Raw genomic sequence first — 14,983 nt, forward strand, 5'->3', positions numbered from 1 at the left:
CGGCCGGTGGCGTCGACGAAGAAGGTGTAGTCGGCCTCCTGGAGGCAGGCGTACTCGGCCGCGTAGTCGAAGGGGTGGTCGGGGTCGTAGCAGTTCGGGTGGCGACTCGTGGTCGCGAGCAGGGCGCCGTCGGGCGACCAGGCGTTGGGCCCGTCGAGACGGTGGCCGGGCAGGGAGTCCAGGGTGCGCAACGTCTCGCCGTCGGGCCCCACGACCTGCAGCGAGCCGAGTCGTTGCACGGCCAGCTCGGTCCCGTCCGGGGAGAACGCGACCGACCACACGTCCTCGTCCCCGGGGTAGCGGTGCGACTTGCCGGTCCCGACGTCCAGCATCCCCAGACCACCCACCACGTGGACCCGCAGGTTGTGTGGGTTGGCCGGCCCGGTCGTGGTCAGGTAGGCCACCCGTGTGGAGTCCGGCGACCACGCGATGGGCACGGCGCTGCGGCCCGACTCCACCGCATACGTGCGGGTCCGCCCGGAGGTGAGGTCGAGCAGCGCGAGGGTTGGCTCGTCGGCGTTGTACACGCCGACGGCGACCGTGGTGCCGTCGGGGGAGAGCGCCATGGGCCCGGCATCGCCCTGCGCCTCGGCCCCACCGCGGCGCTCGGCCAGGGTCATCCGGCGGGTCACGTCACGGTCGGCGCCGACCATCACGGCCTGGGGGAAGTCCAGGAACTCCACCATGAAACCGTGCTGGTAGATCGCGATCGCCCGCCCGGGGGCGGGCCCCGAGACGGGGCCGGTCAGGTAGGAGTAGTCCGGCAGGCGATCGGGGATGGTGGCCGATGTCTGCCGCTCGTCTGCCGTCGCCGAGGCGATCCACGGCAGCAGGAGACCGATGGCCAGCACGAGGGTGAGGACCGCCAGCCCGACGGCGGCGGGCACCGTCCGGAGATGCCTCATCGCCGGAACGTAGCAGCGATGCCGCGGGTCCCGGAAGATGTCGGGTCGGACCCGCCCGTGCTGGTACCCCGAAACATGTGGGGCACTTGATACTCGTGGGGCAAGAGAGCACAATGGGGTCCGTCGCACGACGCGACAGCCGACACAGGTGGCACGAGGCCGTTGGGGAAGACGTCCCTCGCACCCACCACAGGAGGTTCGGATGTCCGTCGTGATGCCGCGTGTCATGACCCGCGGGGTGGTGTTCATTCACTCCACCCCGACTGCGCTGTGCCCGCACATCGCCTGGGCGCTGGAAGGGGTCCTGGAGACCCGCGTCTCCCTGGACTGGACCCCACAACCCGCCCAGCCGGGCACCATGCGCACCGAGTTCTCCTGGACCGGTGAGGCAGGGACCGGCGCCCATCTCGCCACCGCCATGCGCGGCTGGGACGGCCTCCGCTACGAGGTCGTCGAGGAAGCCAGCCGCGGGAGCGACGGCGCCCGGTGGACGCATACCCCGTCCCTCGGCATCCACCACGCCCGGCTGTCCGCGAACGGCGACATCGTCGTCAACGAGGACCGCCTGCGCAGCATCGTGGCGGAGGCCGGCGGCAACGTCGCGGTGCTCACCGCCGAGCTCGACGTGACCCTCGGCGCCGCGTGGGACGCCGAGCTCGAGCACTTCCGGCACGCGGGCGAGGGCGCGCCGGTCAAGTGGCTGCACAAGGTCGGGTAAAGGCTCGCCCACGGGGCCGCCGATCGCCGCGCCCCGCTCCGCGGCGCGTGAGAGGGTGACGCACGGTCGCCGGCCGCGCGACCGTGCGGTGGCTACCTGACCCGAGGAGTGTGTGATGAGCGACGACGGACGCAAACTGGGCCACGCCGACCGGGTGGACGACGACTCGGGAAGCCCGGCCCGGTGGAAGATCATCGGCCCGGGACTGGTCGTCGCGGCGACCGGCGTGGGCGCCGCCGACATGGTGGCCACCCTCACCGCCGGATCCCGCTACGGCTACGGGCTGCTGTGGGCGGTCATCGTCGGGGTGATCCTGAAGATCATCCTGGTCGAGGGCGCCGGCCGCTACACGCTCGCGACCGGCTACACGATCTTCGAGGGGTGGCGCACCCTGGGCCGGTGGACCACCTGGTACTTCGGGCCCTACATCATCATCTGGGGCTTCGTGTACGGGGCGTCGGCGATGAGCTCGACGGCGCTGCCGCTGGCGGCGCTCTTCCCTGCGGTCGACCTGAAGATCTGGGCCGTGCTGATGGGGCTGGCCGGGTTCGTGATGGTCTGGCTCAACAAGTACGCCACCTTCGAGAAGATCACCGCCGCCCTGGTGGGGATCATGTTCCTCACCATCGTGATGCTGGCCGTGATCGCGGCCCCCAACTTCCCGGAGATGCTCAAGGGCCTGGTCCCGCTGATCCCCGAGGGCGGCCTGCTCTACACCCTCGCGCTGGCGGGTGGGGTCGGGGGCACGATCACCCTGGCGGCCTACGGCTACTGGCTGCGCGAGAAGGGCTGGTACACCCCGAAGTGGATGCGGGTGATGCGCATCGACAACACGATGGCTTACGTGCTCACCGGCGTCTTCGTGCTGGCCATGCTCATCGTGGGCGTCGAGGTCGTCCAGGCCGCGGGGTTGTCGCTGAGCGCGGGCGACGAGGGGCTGGTGCAGCTGGCCGATGTGCTCAAGGACCGCTACGGCGACGTCATCGGCACGGCCTTCCTGGTCGGTTTCTGGGCCGCGGCCTTCTCCTCGATCATCGGGGTGTGGAACGGGGTCTCGCTCATGTTCGCCGACTTCTGGGGCAACATGCGCGGCCTGGAGTCGGGTCACCCGGACACCCGGGTCGGCGGCAAGTACTTCAAGTGGTACCTCATCTGGCTGACCTTCCCGCCGATGATCATGCTGTTCCTGGACCGCCCGATCGGGCTGATCCTGGCCTACGGCGTCCTCGGGTCGCTCTTCATGCCGTTCCTGGCGGTCACCCTGCTCGGGCTGCTGAACGGCCGCCGGGTCCCCACGGAGTGGGCCAACCGGCTGCACACGAACGTGCTGCTGGCGATCACCGCCCTGATCTTCGGCGTGCTCGGGGTCAACCAGCTCTGGGAGTCCGTCAGCGGGATGTTCGGCTGAGGCCGACAGGGCTGGCCCGGTTCAGTTCGTATGCAGTGCCAGCGTCTGTCGGTGGATGGCCAGCATCCGCTCGGCGGAGGTGTCCCAGTTGAACAACTCGGCCTGCGCGCGGGCCGCCTCGCGGGCGCCCGGGCGGTTGACCAGTTCCAGCAGCGCCCCGGCGAACGCCTCGGCCTCCGACGGCGCGGCGGTGCCACCGTCACCGACCACCTCCTGGAGGGCGCCCTCGTCGGGGCAGACCGTCGGCACCCCGCAGGCCAGGGCCTCGAGCGCGGCCAGCCCGAACGTCTCCAGCGGTCCCGGGGCGATCGCGGCGTCCGCACGCCCCATCACCGCGGCCAGCTCGGCCCGGCTGCGGATGTAGGAGTGGAAGGTCACCGGCAGGTCCTCCGCGGCCACCAACAGCTCGTCGCGCAGCGGACCGTGGCCCAGCACCGTCAGGTGGACCGACACGCCGCGCCCCACCAGCGCCCGGGTGGTCTCGATGGACAGCCGGGGATTCTTCTCCGGCGCCAGACGGCCGCAGTGGATGATCTGCAGGGTGTGGTCCCGGCGCGGTGACCCGTCGGGGGCCACCTGCTCGTACTCCGGGCTGGGCACGAAGGTGTCCAGGTCGACCCCGAGCGGCACGACGTGGGCCGGGAAGCCGTTGCGGAGGAACTCCTCGGCGGCGAACTCGCTGGGACACACGATCGCGTCGTACTCGCGCGAGCTCTTCCCGTTGATCCAGGCCGCGATCCGGGTCGCGGGGACGTCCGGCACGGGGGTGCGGCGGACCATGATGCCGGTCATGTGCTCGTGGCTGATCATCGTGCTCCCGATGCCCCGGCGCCGGGCCCACGGACCCATCCACCGGGTCGTCGCCCGGTCGGAGACCTCCAGCACGTCGGGCGCGATGGACTCCATCAGCCGGGCCATGCCCACCCGGCTCCACATCAGCGAGTAGCCGGTGCGGGGGATCGGCATGGCCGGGACCCGGTAGACGGTGCCCTGCGACTCCTCGGTGACCGGTTCACCGGGGCCCGGGATGATCAGCGAGGCCCGGTGCCCGCGTTCCAGGTACCCCTCGCCCCAGTGGCGCAGCGCGGTCTTGATGCCGCCCGAGGTGGGACTCACGAAGTTGGCGACCCGCAGAATGTGCATAGACCGCCCAATCTACCTCCCGCGACGCAGCGGTTGGGTGACCTTGCCGGGCCCGTTTAGGTGGGGACGCTGCCCAGGTGCCGGGCGGTGTTCACCAGCCCCAGGTGGCTGAACGCCTGGGGCATGTTGCCCAGGTGCCGCCCGGTGGCGGCGTCGTACTCCTCGCTGAGCAGTCCCAGGTCGTTGCGCAGGGAGAGCAACCTTTCGAACAGGTCCCGGGCCTGACCGGTCCGTCCGATCCCGTGCAGGGCGTCGGCCAACCAGAAGCTGCACAGGAGGAAGGTGCCCTCCTCCCCGGGCAGCCCGTCGACCCCGTGCTCGGTGCGGTAACGCAGCACCAGGCCGTCCTGGGTGAGTTCGCGCTGCACCGCCTCGACGGTGCCCACGACCCGCTCGTCGTCCCAGGGCAGGAAGCCGACCTGGGGGATCAGCAGGAGCGCGGCGTCCACGCCGGCCGAGCCGTAGTGCTGGGTGAAGGTGCCCCGGTCGGGGTCGAAACCCTCCCGGCACACCTCCTGGTGGATCTGGTCCCGGACCGACCGCCACCGCTCCACCGGACCCTCGAGACCGAACTCCTCGACGGCACGGACGGCCCGGTCCATGCCGGCCCAGGCCAGCACCTTGGAGTGGACGAACTGCTGGTCCGGCCCGCGGATCTCCCACAACGACTTGTCCGGTCGCTGCCAGTTGCCCTCCAGGAACTCCAGCATCGCCTGCTGCATGTCCCAGCCCTGCTCCAGGGTGGTCAGGCCGGTCTCGCGGGCGAGGTGGAGGCCGTCGAGCACCTCGCCCCACACGTCGAGCTGGAACTGGCCCGCCGCGCCGTTGCCGACACGCACCGGAGCGGAGCCCTGGTAGCCCGGGAGCCAGTCCACCTCGTACTCGGGGAGCCGGCGGGTCCCGTCGATGGCATACATGATCTGTACGTCCGCCGGGTCGCCCGCCACGGCCCGCAGCAGCCAGTCGCGCCAGGCCGCGGCCTCCGCGGTGTAGCCGGTCCCGAGCAGCGCCTGCAGGGTGTAGGTGGCGTCGCGCAGCCAGCAGTAGCGGTAGTCCCAGTTGCGGGACCCACCGATCGTCTCCGGCAGCGACGTGGTCGCCGCGGCGACCATCGCGCCCGTCGGCGCGTAGGTGAGGCCCTTGAGGGTGACCAGCGAGCGGCATACGGCGTCCCGCCACTCACCGCGGTAGGTGCAGCGCGAGATCCACCCGGTCCAGAACTGCTCCGTCCGGGTCAGCGCCGCCTCCGCGTCCCGGCGGGCCGGCGCGGACTCGTGGCTGGGGTGGTGGGTCAGGATGAACGGCACGCGGTCGCCGGCGGAGACCTCGAACTCGGCGGTCGTGGTCATCCCGTGGCCGTGCACCTCGACCGGGGTGTCGAGCCACACCGCATCGGGACCGGCGATGGCGGAGAGGCGCGCACCGCGGTGCCGGACCCACGGGACGATGTGGCCGTAGTCGAACCGCAGGCGCAGCTCGCAGCGCATCGGCACCCGTCCGGACAGCCCTTCGACGACCCGCACCACGTCGGCGGCGCCGTCGCGCACGGGCATCGTGTCGATCACCCGGACGGCGCCCTCCGGGGTGCGCCACTCGGTCTCCAGGATCAGCGTGTCGCCCCGGTAGCGGCGGGAGGTGCATCCCCCGCCGGCGGCCGGGGCCAGCCGCCAGAAGCCGTGGTGCTCGGTGCCCAGCAGCGCCGCGAAGCAGGCCGCGGAGTCGAACCGGGGCAGGCACAGCCAGTCGATCGAGCCGTCCCGCCCGACCAGGGCCATCGTCTGCAGGTCCCCGATGACCCCGTAGTCCTCGATCGGGCGGCTCATCGGGCCCGGCGTCAGGCGGTCCGGAAGGACAGCGCGACGTTGGCGCCGCCGAAGCCGAAGGAGTTGCTCACCGCGGCCAGCGGGCCGTCGGGCAGGACCAGGGGCTCCCCGGTCACCACGTTGAGGTCGATCTCCGGGTCCTTGTCGACCAGGTTGATCGTCCCCGGCACCTTCCGGTGGTGCAGGGACAGGACCGTGATGACCGCCTCCAGGGCACCGGCGGCACCGAGCAGGTGGCCGGTCATCGACTTGGTCGCGGTCACCGGGATCTGGGTGGCGCGGTCGCCGAAGGCGCGGTGGATCGACTTGGTCTCGGCCAGGTCGCCGACCGGCGTCGAGGTGGCGTGCGCGTTGATGTGCGCCACGTCCTCCGGGCCCATCCCGGCATCGCTGAGCGCCTCGAGCATCGCGCGGGCCGCACCCGCACCCTCGGGCTCACCGGCGGTGATGTGGTAGGCGTCGGCGGACATGCCGACCCCGCTCACCTCGCCGTAGATGGTGGCCCCGCGGGCCAGGGCGTGCTCCTCGGCCTCCAGCACCATCACCGCGGCGCCCTCACCCAGGACGAAGCCGTCCCGGCTCACGTCGTAGGGGCGGGAGGCCAGCTCCGGGGTGTCGTTGCGGGTGGACAGCGCGGTCATCGCGGCGAACGCGGCGATCGGCAGCGGGTGCACGGCGGCCTCGGTGCCGCCGGCGACCATCACGTCGGCGCGGCCGTTGCGGATCATGTTGAGGGCCAGGCCGATCCCCTCGGCGCCGGAGGCGCAGGCGCTGACCGGGGTGTGTGCTCCCGCGCGGGCCTTGAGGTCCAGCGACACGGCCGCCGCGGGGCCGTTCGGCATCAGCATCGGGACGGTCAGCGGGAACACCCGGCGGGGGCCGCGTTCGCGCAGCACGTCCCACTGGTCGAGCAGGGTCCACACCCCGCCGATCCCGGAGCCGACGGCGACGCCGAGCCGTTCCGGCTCGACCTCGGGGGCGCCCGCGTGGGCCCATGCCTCGCGGGAGGCGATCAGGGCGTACTGGCCGGCCGGGTCGTTGCGCCGGACCTCGACCTTCTTCAGCACCTCGTCGGGCGAGGTGTGCACCGAAGCGGCGAAGGTGACCGGCAGTTCGTGCTCGGCCACCCAGTCCTGCTCCAGGGTGCGGACGCCGGAGGTGCCGGCGAGCAGCGCCTCCCAGGTCTCCTGGGTCGTGCCGCCGACGGGCGAGGTCACGCCCAAGCCGGTGACGACGACGCGCCGGTCACGGTTCGAGGCCATGCTGGGTGCTCCTAGGTGAGGTCAGGGGGTGGGGTCGGTGCGGGGTGCCGACCACGGCCGGTATGCCGTCGGCCGCGGGGGCCGACCGGCATACCGGGCCGTGGTGGGTCGGTCAGCCCTCAGCCCTGGTTGCTGTTGATGTAGTTGACGGCGTCGCGGACGTGGGTGAGGTTCTTGACCTCCTCGTCGGGGATGCGGACCCCGAACTTGTCCTCCGCGTTCACCACGATGGTCATCATCGACAGGGAGTCGATGTCCAGGTCCTCGGTGAACGACTTGTCCATCTGGACGGCTTCCGTCTCCAGACCCGTCTCCTCGTTCACGATCTCGGCCAGACCCTCGAGGATCTCCTGCTCAGTTGCGGCCATCTCGGCTACTCCTTGGTGTTGGTGGTTGGGTGTTGCTGGGCTGACCCGGATTACCCGCCGGGCCGCGGGGGTACCCGGTCAGGGAAGCACGATCACCTGGGCGGCGTACACCAGCCCGGCGCCGAAACCCATCTGCAGGGACAGCCCGCCGTGCGGGGCCTCGCCCTCGTCGAGCATCCGCGCCGTGGCCAACGGGACCGACGCGGCGGAGGTGTTGCCGGTCTCGGCGATGTCGCGGGCGACCGGCACGTGCGCCGGCAGCTTGAGCTCCTTGATCATCGCGTCGGTGATCCGCATGTTGGCCTGGTGCGGGACGAAGACGTCCAGGTCGTCGGCGCCGAGGCCGGCGACCTCGAGGGCCTTGCGGACCACGGGCGCCATCGAGTACACGGCCCACCGGAAGACCGACTGGCCCTGCATCGCGAAGTTGGGCCACTGCAGCGGGTCGCCGCCGTCGGGGTCCTCCATCCGCGGCCGCATGTCGGTCCAGCCCTCGCGCTGCTGGATCTTGTCCCAGTTCTCCCCGTCCGAGCCCCACACGGTGGGGCCGATGCCGGGGAAGTCGGAGACGCCGACGACGGCGGCGCCGGCGCCGTCACCGAAGATGAAGGCGGTGCCGCGGTCGTGCTTGTCGGTGAAGTCCGACAGCTTCTCGACCCCGACGACGAGCACGTAGTCGGCGGTCCCGGCGCGGACGATGTCGTTGGCCAGGGAGATGCCGTAGCAGTAGCCGGCGCACGCGGCGGAGATGTCGAACGCGGCCGGGTCCTGGATGCCGAGCCGCACCGCGAGCAGCGGAGCGGCGGCAGGGGTCTGGAAGGGGTGGGTGACGGTGGCCATCAGGACCACGCCGATCTGCGAGGGGTCCACCCCGGCGTTGGCGATGGCGTCGCGCGCGGCGGCCTCGGCCATGTCGATCACCGACTCGTCCTCCCGGGCGAACCGGCGGGTCACGATGCCGGACCGCTGCCGGATCCACTCGTCGCTGGAGTCGATGTACTGGCAGATCTCCTCGTTGGTCACCACCCGCTCGGGACGGTAGCCACCGACCCCGTGGACGCGGGCGTGGCGCGGGCCGTCCGGGACGGTCAGCGACGGGCGGCCGGTGCGGGCGGGGTCGAGTTCGACGGTGCTCAAGGCGAGTCCTCCTGGGGGTTGTCACCGGAGCGCGCGGACGCGTCCGGCTCGGTGGCGGCATCGGCGGCACTCCCGTGTTCCCGGAGCATCCGGTGGGCGGCCTCGAGGTCGTCGGGGGTCTTCAGGGCAAGCAGCTCCACGCCGCGCAGCCCGCGCTTGGCCAGCCCGGTGAGCGTGCCGGCGGGGGGCAGCTCGATCAGGCCGGTGACGCCCAGCTCGGCGAAGGTGTCCATGCACAGGTCCCAGCGGACCGGGTTGCTCACCTGGCTCACCAGGCGGTCCAGGACCTCCCGGCCGGCGGTCACGACCTGGCCGTCGGCGTTGGACACCAGGGTGGTCCGGGGGTCGCGGGGGCTGATCGCCCGGGCGTAGCCGGCCAGCGTGTCGACGGCGGGGGCCATGTGGTGGGTGTGGAAGGCGCCGGCCACCTTCAACGGCATGACCCGGGCCCGGGACGGCGGGTCGGCCTGCAGCGCGGCCAGCTGGTCCAGCGTGCCGGCGGCGACCACCTGGCCGGCGGTGTTCATGTTGGCCGGGGTCAGCCCGTGCTTCTCGAGGGCCCCGGCGACCTCCTCGGCCACGCCCCCGAGCACCGCGCTCATCCCGGTCGGGGTCACCGCGGCGGCCCGTGCCATCCCGTTGCCGCGCTCGCGGACGAACACCATGGCCTGCTCCGCGGACAGCACCCCAGCCGCGGCGGCGGCGGTGATCTCACCGACCGAGTGGCCACCCAGGGCGCCGACACCCGGCAGGTCGGCCTCGGCCTGCTCGAACAGGGCGAGCAGCGCGACGAGTCCGGCACCGACCAGGAGCGGCTGGGCGACCGCGGTGTCCTTGATGGTGTCCTCGTCGGAGGTGGTGCCGTGCGCCACCAGGTCGATGCCGGCGACCGCGGACAGCCACGACAGGCGGTCGGCGATGCCGGGCAGTTCCAACCAGGGGGCGAGGAAGCCGGGGGACTGGGAGCCCTGTCCGGGCGCGACGATCACAAGCACACCGTCCACTGTGCCCCCCGCCCGGAGTCCGCCCCGTGATGGATACCCACCAGATCTGCGGATGGATCTTGTAGGAAACCTACAACTCACCGCTGGTTCGGCGGTCCGGGCCGACCGACCGCCGCCAGGTGCTGCGCGGATCCTCGCTCAGCCGGCCGAAGCTCAGCCCCACCTGCGCCACCCAGGCGTCCCGGGGCAGGGTCAGGTCGAGGTCGATCGTCTCCTCGATCCGGTGCAACCGGTAGCGCACCGTGTTGGGGTGGACGAAGAGCACGCGGCTGGTCGCCTCCAGGGACCGGCCGGACTCCAGGTAGGCACTGGCGGTCTCGAGCAGGCCGGGGCTGCCGTCGACCAGGCGCCGGTAGACCCGGTCGGTGAGCAGCCGTCGCGCCGGCGCCTCACCGTTCAGCGCGCGCTCGGCCAGCAGGTCGACGGCCAACACCGGACGGGGTGCCTCGGGCCAGGCGCGGGCCACGTCCAACCCGGACAGCGCCGACCGGGCGGAGCGTCCCGCGGCGAACAGGTGGGGGACGGTCGGCCCGACCACGATTGGACCCGGGCCGAAGTGGCCGATCAGCCCGTTGGCGAACTCCAACGGGTCCTCCACGTTGCCCAGGATGCAGATCAGCCGGCTGCCTTGGACCGCCCCGAGCGCCTCGATGCCGGAGCGGCGGGCCGCGGTGCGCAGCCCCTCGGCCACGCCGGAACTCCCGCCCCCGGGGGCGGCACCGGCCAGCACGGCCACGTGGCTCACCGACTCCCAGCCGAGCTCGGCCGCCCGGGAGCTGAGCGTCTCGTCGGCCTCGCCGCGCACCACCGTGTGCACCACCAGGGACTCCAACCGGGCATCCCACGCGCCCCGCGACTCGGCGGCGGACGCATAGACCTGGGCGGCGGCGAAGGCCACCTCCCGGGAATAGCGCAGCAGGGCCTCCCGCATCGCCGCCTCCTGGCCGGGTGGGGCCAGCAGCGACAGCTCGTCCTCGACGACGTCGATCGTGGTCCGGACCAGGTCGAGGGTCTGCCGCAGGGTGATCGTGTGCGCCAGCTCGGCCGGCGCCGTGCCGAAGATGTTGGCGGTCACCGCCGGGGACTCGGGGTGGCGGTACCAGGCGAGGAAGGCGCTGATCCCGGCCTGGGCCACCAGGCCGACCCAGGACCGGTCGGCGGGGGAGAGCGCGCGGTACCAGGCGTGCTCCCGCTCCATCCGCTGGGCGGCCGCCGTCGCGACCGCGCCGGAGTTGCGCGTCAGCACCTCCGGCGGGCCGTCCTGCGGGCGTGCGTCCATCCCGTCACCCTAGTGCCAACGCGCCACGCCCGTTTGTATGTCGTGTACAAGCCCGTCCGGTGGTCACACTGGGTGGCGTGAGTATCTCAGCCAGCACCCGGCATACCCCCATCCTGATCGCGCACCGGGGGGCCAGCGGGCACCGACCCGAGCACACCCTGGCCTCCTACGAGCTGGCCGCGCGGATGGGGGCGGACTACCTCGAACCGGACGTGGTGAGCACCGCGGACGGGGTGCTGGTGTGTCGCCACGAGAACGACGTCTCGGGGACCACCGACGTCGCGGCGCACGCCGAGTTCGCCGACCGTCGGGTCACCAAGGTGATCGACGGGAAGGAGGTGACCGGCTGGTTCACCGAGGACTTCACCCTGGCCGAGCTGCGGACTCTGCGCGCGGTCGAGCGCCTCCCGCAGTTGCGCGCCGGCAACACCTCCTACGACGGGCGGGTCACCGTGCCGACCCTGGCCGAGGTGCTGGAGCTGCGGGCCCGGCTGTCCGCGGAACTGGACCGGCCGATCGGCGTCTACGTCGAGACCAAGCACCCCACCTACTTCGAGCAGGCCGGCCTGCCGCTGGAGGACCCCCTGGCCGCGGACCTACGGGCGGCCGGGCTGGGCGAGGTGACCTGCGACGACGCCTTTCCGCTGGTGTACCTGCAGTGCTTCGAGCACGGCAGCCTGCACCGGTTGCGCCACGAGCTCGGGCTCGGTGCCCCCCGGATCTTCCTCGTCGAGCACCCGGCGCCCGGCCTGTTCACCGCGGCAGGGCTCCAGGACCTGGCCTCCCGCGTCGAGGGGATCGGTCCGGACAAGGCCCTGGTGATGGACTGGTCGCAGGAGGACGGCGGAGCACGACCGGCCGACTGGCTGGCTCACGCCCGGTCGCTGGGGCTGCACGTCCACCCGTGGACGTTCCGCTCCGAGAACGCCTTCCTGCCTGGGGCGCTGCGCGGTCCCGGGGGCCCGGCGGACCACGGGCGCGTGGTGGAGGAGATGCTGACCCACCTGCGGGCCGGGGTGGACGGTCTGTTCACCGACCACCCCGACCTCGGGGTGCAGGCCCTGCGGACGTTTGCCGCAGGGTGAGCCGGGTGCCGGGGCACCCGGCGCGGCTCAGGCGTCGCCGCCGGCGTTGCCGCTGGTGCCGGCCGTGACGTCGTCCAACCGGTACTTGTCGTAGGCCTCCTGGGCCACCGACGGGTCCAGCTCGCCGCGGTCGACGAGCATCTGCAGCGCCTTGACCGCCATCGACGGGCCGTCGATGTGGAAGAACCGCCGGGCCGCCGGGCGCGTGTCGGCGAAGCCGAACCCGTCGGCACCCAGGGCGTAGAAGTCCTCCGGCACCCACGGCGCGATCTGGTCGTGCACCGCACGCATGTAGTCGCTCGTGGCCACCACCGGGCCGGAGCCCTCCGACAGGCGCTGGGTGACATAGGGCAACCGGCGCTCGCCGCTGGGGTTGCTGGAGGCCTCCTCGTCGCACTCCATCGCCTCGCGGCGCAGCTCGCCCCACGAGGTCACCGACCAGACGTCGGCAGAGACGCCCCAGTCGTCGGCCAGCAACTGCTGGGCCTCCAGGGCCCACGGCACACCGACACCGGAGGCCAGCAGCCGCACCGACTTGCCCTCGCTGCCGCCGGACCCCGGCTTGAGCAGGTACATCCCCTTCAGGATGCCCTCGACGTCCACGCCCTCCGGCTCCGCCGGCTGCACGATCGGCTCGTTGTAGACGGTGATGTAGTAGATGACGTCCTCGGCGTTCTCGCCGTACATCCGCCGCAGCCCGTCCTGCACGATGTGCGCGATCTCGTAGCCGTAGGCCGGGTCGTAGCTGACCATCGCCGGGTTGGTGGAGGCCAGCAGCGGGGAGTGCCCGTCGGCGTGCTGCAGACCCTCACCGGCCAGCGTCGTCCGCCCCGCGGTCGCACCGATCAGGAAGCCGCGGGCCAACTGGTCGGCGGCCGCGTAGAGGAAGTCACCGGTCCGCTGGAAGCCGAACATCGAGTAGAAGATGTAGAACGGCACCATCGGCACGCCGTGCGTGTCGTAGGACGTCCCGGCGGCGGTGAACGCGGAGGCGGCGCCGGCCTCGTTGATCCCGACGTGCTGGATCTGGCCCTGCTCGGACTCCTTGTAGGCCAGCATCAGGTCGGCGTCCACCGAGGTGTAGTTCTGGCCGTGCGGGTTGTAGATCTTGGCCGTGGGGAAGAAGGAGTCCATCCCGAAGGTGCGGGCCTCGTCGGGGATGATCGGCACGATGTGCTTGCCGAACTCCTTGTCGCGCATCAGGTCCTTGAAGATGCGGACGAACGCCATGGTGGTGGCGATCTGCTGCTTGCCCGACCCCTTCTTGCCGATGGCGTATGCCTTGTCGCCCGGCAGCTGCAACGGCTGGGCCCGTCCGGGGGCGCGCGAGGGCAGGTAGCCGCCGAGCTTCTGCCGGCGCTCCCGCATGTACTGCAGCGTCTCGTCGTCCTCGCCCGGGTGGTAGTACGGCGGCAGGTACGGGTCGGCCTCGAGCTGTTCGTCGCTGATCGGGATGCGCAGGCTGTCCCGGAAGCCCTTGAGGTCGTCCAGGGTCATCTTCTTCATCTGGTGCGTGGCGTTGCGCCCGGCGAAGCTGGACCCCAGGCTGTAGCCCTTGATCGTCTTGGCCAGGATGACCGTGGGCTGCCCCTGGTGGTTCATCGCGGCCTGGTAGGCGGCGAAGACCTTGCGGTAGTCGTGACCACCGCGCTTCAGGCTCCACCACACCTCCTCGTCGGTCCAGTCCTTGACGAGTTCTTTGGTGCGCGGGTCCCGGCCGAAGAAGTGGTCCCGGATGAAGGCGCCGTCGTTGGCCCGGTAGGTCTGGTAGTCCCCGTCGGGGGTGTTGTTCATCAGGTTGATCAGGGCGCCGCTGGAGTCGGCGGCGAGCAGCCGGTCCCAACCCCGTCCCCAGAGCACCTTGATCACGTTCCAGCCGGCACCGCGGAAGAAGGACTCCAGCTCCTGCACGATCTTGCCGTTGCCCCGCACGGGGCCGTCCAGCCGCTGCAGGTTGCAGTTGATCACGAAGGTGAGGTTGTCCAGCTCCTCGTTGGCGGCCACGTGCAGCAGACCGCGCGACTCCGGCTCGTCCATCTCGCCGTCGCCGAGGAAGGCCCACACGTGCTGCTGGGAGGTGTCCTTCAGGCCGCGGTTGTGCAGGTACTTGTTGAACTGCGCCTGGTAGATGGCGTTCATCGGGCCGATGCCCATCGACACCGTCGGGAACTGCCAGAAGTCCGGCATACTCCGCGGGTGCGGGTAGGAGGGAACGGCCACGATCTTGCCGTCGACCAGGTGCGACTTCTCCTGGCGGAAGCCGTTCAGGTCGTCCTCGCCGAGCCGACCCTCTAGGTAGGCGCGGGCATACATCCCGGGGGAGGCGTGTCCCTGGAAGAAGATCTGGTCACCGCCGCCCTCGTGGTCCCGCCCGCGCCAGAAGTGGTTGAAGCCGACCTCGTAGAGGGTGGCCGCGGAGGCATAGGTGGAGATGTGCCCGCCGACCCCGACGCCGGGCCGCTGGGCCCGGTGCACCATGACCGCGGCGTTCCACCGGATCCAGGCGCGGTAGCGGCGCTCGACCTCCTCGTCACCGGGGAACCAGGGCTCGTCCTCCGGACCGATGGTGTTGATGTAGTCGGTGGTGGTCAGGGAGGGGATGCCGACCTGGTTCTCCCGGGCGCGCTCGAGCAGCTTGAGCATCAGGTAACGCGCGCGGCGGCGACCACCCGCCTCGATGGCCCCGTCGAGGGAGTCCAACCACTCCTGGGTCTCCTCCGGGTCGATGTCCGGTATCTGGCTCGGCAGCCCATTGAGGATGGGGCCGGGCGCTACGTGATGGTTCGCCACGGAAGGTTCCTTTCACTCGGGGTGACACCGCTGTTCGGTATCCTGTCACGCCGTCTACGCT

Annotated in this window: 11 protein-coding genes; 3 read left to right on the top strand and 8 right to left on the bottom strand. The window is 71.4% G+C overall.

Translation table 11 applies throughout. The features are described from left to right. Nucleotides 1–1,107 precede the first annotated feature (1,107 nt). Nucleotides 1,108–1,623 (top strand): DUF3145 domain-containing protein, encoded by a 516-nt coding sequence (locus FB467_RS10190; protein WP_141784996.1) that lies wholly within the window; start codon nt 1,108–1,110, stop codon nt 1,621–1,623. Between the two features lie 115 nt (nt 1,624–1,738). Then, nucleotides 1,739–3,031 carry an Nramp family divalent metal transporter gene (locus FB467_RS10195; protein WP_141784997.1) on the top strand — a complete coding sequence of 431 codons (1,293 nt, stop codon included), beginning with the start codon at nt 1,739–1,741 and terminating at the stop codon, nt 3,029–3,031. Between the two features lie 21 nt (nt 3,032–3,052). Here the strand turns inward: FB467_RS10195 and FB467_RS10200 are convergent, their stop codons facing one another. The 7 genes from FB467_RS10200 to FB467_RS10230 all read right to left on the bottom strand — a co-directional run bounded on the left by FB467_RS10200 (nt 3,053) and on the right by FB467_RS10230 (nt 11,047). After that, the gene (locus FB467_RS10200; protein ID WP_141784998.1) at nt 3,053–4,174 is read right to left on the bottom strand and encodes a glycosyltransferase; all 1,122 of its coding nucleotides are present in this window, start codon (nt 4,172–4,174) and stop codon (nt 3,053–3,055) included. Between the two features lie 56 nt (nt 4,175–4,230). Then, a complete protein-coding gene (locus FB467_RS10205; protein ID WP_141784999.1) occupies nt 4,231–5,997 on the bottom strand; it encodes a glycoside hydrolase family 15 protein in 1,767 nt (588 codons plus the stop codon). 11 nt (nt 5,998–6,008) lie between these two features. Then, on the bottom strand, nt 6,009–7,259 hold the full coding sequence (fabF, locus tag FB467_RS10210; protein ID WP_141785000.1) for a beta-ketoacyl-ACP synthase II: 1,251 nt from the start codon (nt 7,257–7,259) through the stop codon (nt 6,009–6,011). 119 nt (nt 7,260–7,378) lie between these two features. Further along, the gene (locus FB467_RS10215) at nt 7,379–7,627 is read right to left on the bottom strand and encodes an acyl carrier protein (protein WP_141785001.1); all 249 of its coding nucleotides are present in this window, start codon (nt 7,625–7,627) and stop codon (nt 7,379–7,381) included. Nucleotides 7,628–7,705: 78 nt separating this feature from the next. Further along, nucleotides 7,706–8,764, bottom strand: a complete 1,059-nt coding sequence (locus FB467_RS10220) for a beta-ketoacyl-ACP synthase III (RefSeq protein ID WP_425325834.1) — start codon at nt 8,762–8,764, stop codon at nt 7,706–7,708. Next, the gene (locus FB467_RS10225) at nt 8,761–9,759 is read right to left on the bottom strand and encodes an ACP S-malonyltransferase (RefSeq protein ID WP_141785002.1); all 999 of its coding nucleotides are present in this window, start codon (nt 9,757–9,759) and stop codon (nt 8,761–8,763) included. The genes FB467_RS10220 and FB467_RS10225 overlap by 4 nt, the downstream gene beginning before the upstream one ends. 79 nt (nt 9,760–9,838) lie before the next feature. After that, nucleotides 9,839–11,047 (bottom strand): PucR family transcriptional regulator, encoded by a 1,209-nt coding sequence (locus tag FB467_RS10230; protein ID WP_228393383.1) that lies wholly within the window; start codon nt 11,045–11,047, stop codon nt 9,839–9,841. A 77-nt stretch (nt 11,048–11,124) separates the two neighbouring features. Here FB467_RS10230 and FB467_RS10235 point away from each other — a divergent pair, with 77 nt between their 5' ends. Continuing rightward, on the top strand, nt 11,125–12,132 hold the full coding sequence (locus FB467_RS10235; protein WP_228393384.1) for a glycerophosphodiester phosphodiesterase family protein: 1,008 nt from the start codon (nt 11,125–11,127) through the stop codon (nt 12,130–12,132). A 27-nt stretch (nt 12,133–12,159) separates the two neighbouring features. Here FB467_RS10235 and aceE read toward each other — a convergent pair whose 3' ends face one another. After that, nucleotides 12,160–14,922: a pyruvate dehydrogenase (acetyl-transferring), homodimeric type gene (gene aceE, locus FB467_RS10240; RefSeq protein WP_141785004.1), complete on the bottom strand. Its 2,763-nt coding sequence runs from the start codon at nt 14,920–14,922 to the stop codon at nt 12,160–12,162. Between the last annotated feature and the right edge of the window lie 61 nt (nt 14,923–14,983).

It is taken from the genome of Ornithinicoccus hortensis, from assembly GCF_006716185.1.
Classification (GTDB): Bacteria; Actinomycetota; Actinomycetes; order Actinomycetales; family Dermatophilaceae; genus Ornithinicoccus; species Ornithinicoccus hortensis.